Raw genomic sequence first — 6,211 nt, forward strand, 5'->3', positions numbered from 1 at the left:
CACTTGTCGCCGCTGCGCGTATCGGCCGGATAACGGAAGCGACGGGCAACCCGAAGCCTCTTGACGCCGTCCTTGTACATCAGCGTCACTGCCATGGTGCACGCGCGCGTGATCTACACGCCCGACGCGAACCAAGACCGTACGACCGCTGAACCGGAGGGGGACGGGATGAGACTGCTCCTCGTCGAGGACGACAACCACGTCGCCGCGGCGCTGTCGGCCGTCCTCGCGAAGCACGGCTTCCAGGTCACCCACGCGCGCAGCGGCGAGGAAGCGCTCCAGGCGCTCGTCCCCGAGGGCAACGGCTTCGGTGTCGTCCTGCTCGACCTCGGTCTGCCCGACCAGGACGGCTACGAGGTCTGCGGCAAGATCCGCAAGCGCACCAGTACCCCGGTCATCATGGTCACCGCGCGCTCCGACGTCCGCTCCCGCATCCACGGACTCAACCTGGGCGCCGACGACTACGTCGTGAAGCCGTACGACACCGGGGAACTGCTCGCCCGGATCCACGCCGTCAGCCGGCGTACCGCCCACGAGGACCCGGCGACCGGCGGCGAGAGCGTCCTGCTCCTCGGCCCGGTCCGGATCGAACTGCCCACCCGCCAGGTCAGCGTGGACGGTTCGGTCGTCCAACTGACCCGCAAGGAGTTCGATCTGCTCGCCCTGCTCGCCCAGCGGCCCGGCGTGGTCTTCCGGCGCGAACAGATCATCAGCGAGGTCTGGCGCACCAGCTGGGAGGGAACCGGCCGCACCCTGGAGGTGCACGTCGCCTCCCTGCGCGCCAAGCTGCGGATGCCCGCGCTGATCGAGACCGTACGCGGCGTCGGCTACCGGCTCGTCGCCCCGGCCGCCTAGCGGGGACGGGTGCGCACACGCCTCCTCCCGCTGCTCATCGTCCTGCTGGCGGCCGTCCTGCTCGCGCTCGGCATCCCGCTCGCCGGCAGCGTGGCCGCCGCGCAGCAGCAGCGGGTCGTCGTCGACCGGATAGACGACACGGCACGCTTCGCGGCGCTCGCGCAGTTCGTCACCGACGGGCCCAGCGGACCCCACCGCACCGCCACGGACGAGCGCGGTGAGACCCTGCGCAGCGAACTGGAGAGCTACTACGGCGTCTACGGCATCCGCGCCGGTGTCTTCTACCGCAACGGCTCCGCCATGGCCAACGCGCCCGGCGACTGGTTCGTACCGCGGACGGGGGAGGTGCGCAGGGCGTTCGACGAGGCGCTGCTCAGCAGGCGCAGCCATGACCCGCGGCAGGTGTGGCCCTGGCAGCACGGTTGGCTCGTCGTCGCCTCGCCGGTGATACGGGACGGGGACGTCGTCGCGGTCGTGGTCACCTACTCGCCCACCGGGCAGCTTCGTTCGCGGATCCTGCGCGGCTGGCTGTTCATCGGGGCCGGCGAGATCGCGGCCATGCTGCTCGCCGTCGGCGCCGCGCTCAGGCTGACCGGCTGGGTGCTCAGGCCGGTGCGCATCCTGGACGCCACCACCCACGACATCGCCACCGGGCGCCTGAAGTCCCGGGTCGCGGTCGCCGGCGGACCGCCGGAACTCAGACGGCTGGCCCGCTCGTTCAACGAGATGGCGGACAACGTCGAGGCGGTGCTGGAGCAGCAGCGCGCCTTCGTCGCCGACGCCTCGCACCAGCTGCGCAACCCGCTCGCGGCGCTGCTGCTGCGCATCGAACTGCTCGCCCTGGAACTGCCGGAGGGAAACGAGGAGATCGCCTCGGTCCGCACCGAGGGCAAGCGTCTCGCACAGGTCCTCGACGACCTGCTCGACCTGGCGCTGGCCGAGCACGCCGAGGCCGACCTCGTGCTGACCGACATCGGCGCGCTGGCCGGGGAAAGGGTGGCCGCCTGGGCGCCGGCCGCCCGCACCAAGGGCGTCCGGCTGACCGGCGACTGCCCGCCCACCACCGGCTGGGCCGACCCCATCGCCCTGTCCAGCGCCCTGGACGCGGTGATCGACAACGCCGTGAAGTTCACCCCCGAAGGGGGCACGGTCGAGGTCACCGTGGCCGCCGACGGCGACACCACCACCGTCGTCGTCACGGACACCGGCCCCGGCCTCACCGACGAGGAACTCGCGCGCGTGGGCGACCGTTTCTGGCGCAGCGGCCGGCACCAGAACGTGAAGGGCTCGGGCCTCGGCCTGTCCATCACCCGTGCGCTGCTCGGGGCGGGCGGCGGCTCGATCGACTACGCCCACCACGAGCCGCGGGGGCTGCGGGTGACGGTCCGGGTGCCCCGGCACGCGGAGACCGGCGTGGGCACGGCGGACGCTTCCGCCTAGGCTCCCGCCAAGACCGGCGGCGGCTGCGGAATCCCTACGGCTTGACCGACCGGTAGTACCGCCGGGCACCCGCCTGCAGAGGCAGTGGGTCGGTGTAGATGGCGGTGCGCAGATCGACGAGCTGGGCGGAGTGGACGTGGGCGCCGATGCCGTCCCGGCTCTTGATCACCGTACGGGTCACCCACTCGGTCAGCCGGGGGTCCACGTCCGCGCGGGTCATCAGCACGTTGGACACGGCGATCGTCGGAACCTGCACCCCCTGCTGCACGTTGGGGTAGGCCGACTCCGGGATGTTGGTGGTCCGGTAGTAGCGCGCGCCCTCGCCCTGGCCGTGCAGCCGGGCGACGAGGGCGTCATCGATCGGCAGGAACCGGAACCCGCCCTGCTGCGCCAGCGCGACCAGCCCCTTCGTCGGCAGGCCGCCGGACCAGAAGAAGGCGTCGATCTTCCCGTCCCGCAGCCGCGCGGGCCCGGTGTCGATGCCGTCCGCGACCGGCTTGATGTCCTTGCGCGGGTCGATACCCGCGGCCCGCAGCACCCGGTCGGCTATCAGCCGCACCCCGGAATCGGGCAGTCCGGTCGCCACCCGCTTGTGCCGCAGGTCAGCGATGCTGCGGACGTTCGAGTCGCGGGGGACGATGAGGTGCACGTAGTCGTCGTAGAGCCGGGCCACACCGCGCAGCCGCCCGGCGCCGCTGCCGTGCCGCAGCTTGTACGTCGCCACCGCGTCGGCCGCCGCGATGGTGAAGTCGGCGCGCCCGGTCGCCACCCGCTGCACGTTCTCCTGGGAGCCGGCGCTGCTCAGCAGCTTCACCTTCAGGCCCGGCATGTCCCTGCCCAGCTCGGTACGCAGCCGCTCGCCGTACTCCTGGTAGACCCCGCGGGAGGTACCGGTGCTGAACACGATCGTCCCGCTCGGCGGCCTCTCTCCCAGGGGCAGCAGCCACCACAGCAGCAGCGCGAGGGCGACGGCACCGACGGCCGCGCCCTGCAACGCCCGGCGCCTGCCGAGCCGGGGGAACACCTTGGACATGCCGCGATCCTGCCAGGCGACGCGCGGCACTGACCAGGGCCGGGGGCACTCCGGAGGCCGGGAGCGGACGCCGCGGGGGTCCGCGCGGGCCGAGGGGCGTTGTCAGTGGCCGCCGTTAGAGTCGCCGTATGACCACTTCGCCCGCCGACCGCACGAGCACGTCGCCCGCCCGCCTCGTCCGTGAGTTCCACCACGCCTTCGGTCTCGACGCCCGCAGCACGCCGACGGAGGTGGACCCGCGGCTGGCCGCTCACCGCGGTGAACTGCTCGCCGAGGAGGCCGCGGAGGTGGCCGAGGTCGCGGTGGAGGGGCCGCTGGACCGGCTCGCGCACGAGCTGGCCGACGTGGTGTACGTGGCCTACGGCACGGCCCTGGTGCACGGCATCGATCTCGACGAGGTGATCGCCGAGATCCACCGCGCCAACATGAGCAAGAGAGGCCCGGACGGGACGGTCGCCCGCCGGGCCGACGGCAAGGTGCTCAAGGGGGAGCACTACCGGGCGCCGGACGTGGCGGCCGTACTGCGCCGCCAGGGCTGGATACCGGGCGGCGCGGCCTGACGTGGTGCCCGAGAGCCGGAGGCGCAGGGTGCCGGACCGTCCCGCGCGGCGGTGGGCCGCGGACCGGTCGGCAAGTCGGGGGCGGCCAGGGGCAGACAGCCCCGTGCGCAGCCGGCGCGCGACCGGCTACCCCTCGATGTGAGCCGTACCGATGGGAGTTGAGGCAGCGGGGCGGCGCCCGCTCAGCGCCCCGTCAGGCCCGTGCCGCCGAGACGGGTCAGCAGGTCCGCGAGGCGGGCGATGTCCGCCGTGGACCACGCCGGGCCGGCGAAGACCTCGGTGGCGGTCTCCTCCGCCGTGGCCCGCATCTCCGTCAGCCGGCGCCGGCCCGTCCCGGTCAGCGCCGCGTACGCCACACGCGCGTCCCGGGCGTCGGCCTCCCGGGTCACCAGCCCGATCCGCTCCAGCGGAGCGAGCCCGCGCGTCACGCCCGAGGCGGTCAGCCCCAGCGCCTCGGCGAGGTCCACCCGGCGCATCCGGCCGCCGGGCGCCTGCCCCAGCCGCAGCAGCAGGGTGAAGTCTGCCAGGCTGACGCCGTGCAGGCCGCCGAGCCGGGCGTCGAAGCGCCGTACGAGCGCCGACTGGGCCCGCACCAGGCGCAGCACCGCGTCCAGGCCCTCACTCACGGCCCCAGCTCCTCTCGCATCCCTTGCCTCCGCATCCCTTGCCTCGACATCCCTTGCCTCCGCATACTTGCCTTTTCTTTGAGTACTCAAGTTCATGGCAGACGTCAGAGACCGGTCGTACGGGCGGCGCGGCGCTGTCGCTTGCCCAGGGGGGTCTGGGAGAGGTCCTCGGCGGTCGTCCGCAGGTGCTTGAAGCCGTAGCCGCGCGCTGTCAGCCAGGACTTCGCCGACTCCTCGGCCCGTTCCGTCGCCTCCAGAACGTCCTCCTCCTTCTCTCCCGTCGCGGAGAAGCGGAAGACGAAGGCGGGCCGGGCGGCGATGTCGTAGGTGAGGGTGCCCTCGGGGGTGAAGGCGGCGCGCAGGACGTCGTGTTCGGCGGCGTCGGCCAGCAGGGCGGCGCGCTGGGCGTCGGTGAGGGCGTCGAAGGCACCGCGGACGGTGATCCGGAAGGTTCGTGTACTCATTCCGCGACCTTAGGCACAGTCCGGGTGACTCCTCCACCGGGTTTCCCGGTCCGTGCGGCGCCGTACGTCAAGGCTCCGACGCCGGATGCCCGACCGGTCGCGCGGCGCCAAGCCGGGAAGTCCGGGAACGGGAGACGTCGAGCGCGTCGAGCGCGTCGAGCGCGCCGATCGCCTCCCGTGAGGTCACCGCGGGAGCCCCGGGCCGTCCTGGCGGTGTGCGCCGTCGGTCCCGGGGCCGGGCCGGTCAGCCGGTGTAGCCGGCGAAGACCCGCGTGTAGTCCCAGGCGGACTGGCCGACGCCGGAGCAGCTGTCGGCGGGCCCGCCGGTGCAGGGACGGTCCCGGTTGGCGGACCAGAAGGTCAGCCGGGCCAGGTGGTGCTGCTGGGCGTAGCCGAGGATGGTGCGGAAGTCGGCCACCGTGACGGTCTCGTTCTGGTCGGTGATGCCGTTCATGGACGAGATGCCCATGTCCCGGTAGGCCTGGTCGTCGCTGTAGTGGTAGGCGTTCTTCAGGGCGTTCTTCAGGCCCTCGGCCGCCTGCACCGTCAGGTTGCCCATGTTCTGGCCGGCGCCGCCGAAGTCGAACGGCATGATGGCCCAGGCGTCGGCGGTCAGCCCGGAGGCGGCGGCACGGTTGATGAGGCTGGTGTCGGGGCCGCTCTGCCCGGTGCCGATGGTGATGTACACCTTCAGACCGGGGTTGTTGGCCTTCACGGTCTTCAGCGCGTCGACCGTGCGCTGCTGGACGGTGCCGTTGCTGTAGGCGTCGGCTCCAGGTCGATGTCGATCGCCTTCAGACCGTAGGCGTTGATGACCTTCTGGTAGGCGGCGGCGAGCTCGCCGGCGCTGGAGCAGGAACTCTCCAGCTTGTTGCCGCTGTAGCCACCGAAGGAGGGGATGACGTCACCGCCGTTCGCCCGCACGGTGTTGACCGTCTGCTGGTCCACTCCGCCGGTCAGCGGACGGCTGCCGTCCCACTGCGGGTTGCAGTAGCCGTTGCTCAGCACGAAGGCGAGCGTGAACCACTTGACGCCCGTGGCCTGCGTGATGGTGGTCGGGTCGGGCGGGCTGCCCCAGCCGTTGTACAGGTACGGCGCCACCGCCATCGGTGCCGAGGGGGTGCCGCCGCCGGCCGCGGGCGCGTTCCACTTCTGGTTGGCGGCGCCGGTGCAGCTCCAGATCTGTGTCCGGGTGCCGTTGGCGGAGTTGTTGTCGGTGACGTCCAGGCACTT

General features: G+C 72.4%; 6 protein-coding genes and 1 pseudogene. 3 read left to right on the top strand and 4 right to left on the bottom strand.

The genetic code is table 11. The features are described from left to right. The first annotated feature begins 168 nt into the window (after positions 1 to 168). Complete coding sequence (locus ACH4LD_RS41355; protein ID WP_398059354.1) at positions 169 to 855, top strand: response regulator transcription factor; 687 nt, start codon at positions 169 to 171, stop codon at positions 853 to 855. Positions 856 to 864: 9 nt separating this feature from the next. Then, positions 865 to 2,295, top strand: coding sequence for a sensor histidine kinase (locus tag ACH4LD_RS41360; protein WP_398059306.1), 1,431 nt, complete (start codon positions 865 to 867; stop codon positions 2,293 to 2,295). A gap of 34 nt (positions 2,296 to 2,329) precedes the next feature. Here ACH4LD_RS41360 and ACH4LD_RS41365 read toward each other — a convergent pair whose 3' ends face one another. Continuing rightward, positions 2,330 to 3,328 carry a TAXI family TRAP transporter solute-binding subunit gene (locus tag ACH4LD_RS41365; RefSeq protein WP_398059305.1) on the bottom strand — a complete coding sequence of 333 codons (999 nt, stop codon included), beginning with the start codon at positions 3,326 to 3,328 and terminating at the stop codon, positions 2,330 to 2,332. 128 nt (positions 3,329 to 3,456) lie between these two features. Here ACH4LD_RS41365 and ACH4LD_RS41370 point away from each other — a divergent pair, with 128 nt between their 5' ends. Then, a complete protein-coding gene (locus ACH4LD_RS41370; RefSeq protein ID WP_132792552.1) occupies positions 3,457 to 3,888 on the top strand; it encodes a MazG nucleotide pyrophosphohydrolase domain-containing protein in 432 nt (143 codons plus the stop codon). Positions 3,889 to 4,070: 182 nt separating this feature from the next. On the opposite strand, the gene ACH4LD_RS41375 is transcribed toward ACH4LD_RS41370, so the two are convergent. The 3 genes and pseudogenes from ACH4LD_RS41375 to ACH4LD_RS41385 form a co-directional block, all read right to left on the bottom strand. Further along, positions 4,071 to 4,514: a MarR family winged helix-turn-helix transcriptional regulator gene (locus ACH4LD_RS41375; RefSeq protein ID WP_398059303.1), complete on the bottom strand. Its 444-nt coding sequence runs from the start codon at positions 4,512 to 4,514 to the stop codon at positions 4,071 to 4,073. Between the two features lie 104 nt (positions 4,515 to 4,618). Next, positions 4,619 to 4,978, bottom strand: coding sequence for a DUF6204 family protein (locus tag ACH4LD_RS41380; protein WP_398059302.1), 360 nt, complete (start codon positions 4,976 to 4,978; stop codon positions 4,619 to 4,621). A 244-nt stretch (positions 4,979 to 5,222) separates the two neighbouring features. Continuing rightward, a pseudogene (locus ACH4LD_RS41385) lies at positions 5,223 to 6,211 on the bottom strand (RICIN domain-containing protein); the annotation flags it as partial.

This window comes from Streptomyces sp. NPDC017676, from assembly GCF_044329325.1.
Taxonomy (GTDB): Bacteria; Actinomycetota; Actinomycetes; order Streptomycetales; family Streptomycetaceae; genus Streptomyces.

Bases quoted from the DNA above. Each gene is read 5' to 3' on its own strand.
- ACH4LD_RS41355 (WP_398059354.1), top strand. From the start codon at position 169: ATGAGACTGCTCCTCGTCGAGGACGACAACCACGTCGCCGCGGCGCTG.
- ACH4LD_RS41365 (WP_398059305.1), bottom strand. From the start codon at position 3,328: ATGTCCAAGGTGTTCCCCCGGCTCGGCAGGCGCCGGGCGTTGCAGGGC.
- ACH4LD_RS41370 (WP_132792552.1), top strand. From the start codon at position 3,457: ATGACCACTTCGCCCGCCGACCGCACGAGCACGTCGCCCGCCCGCCTC.
- ACH4LD_RS41380 (WP_398059302.1), bottom strand. From the start codon at position 4,978: ATGAGTACACGAACCTTCCGGATCACCGTCCGCGGTGCCTTCGACGCC.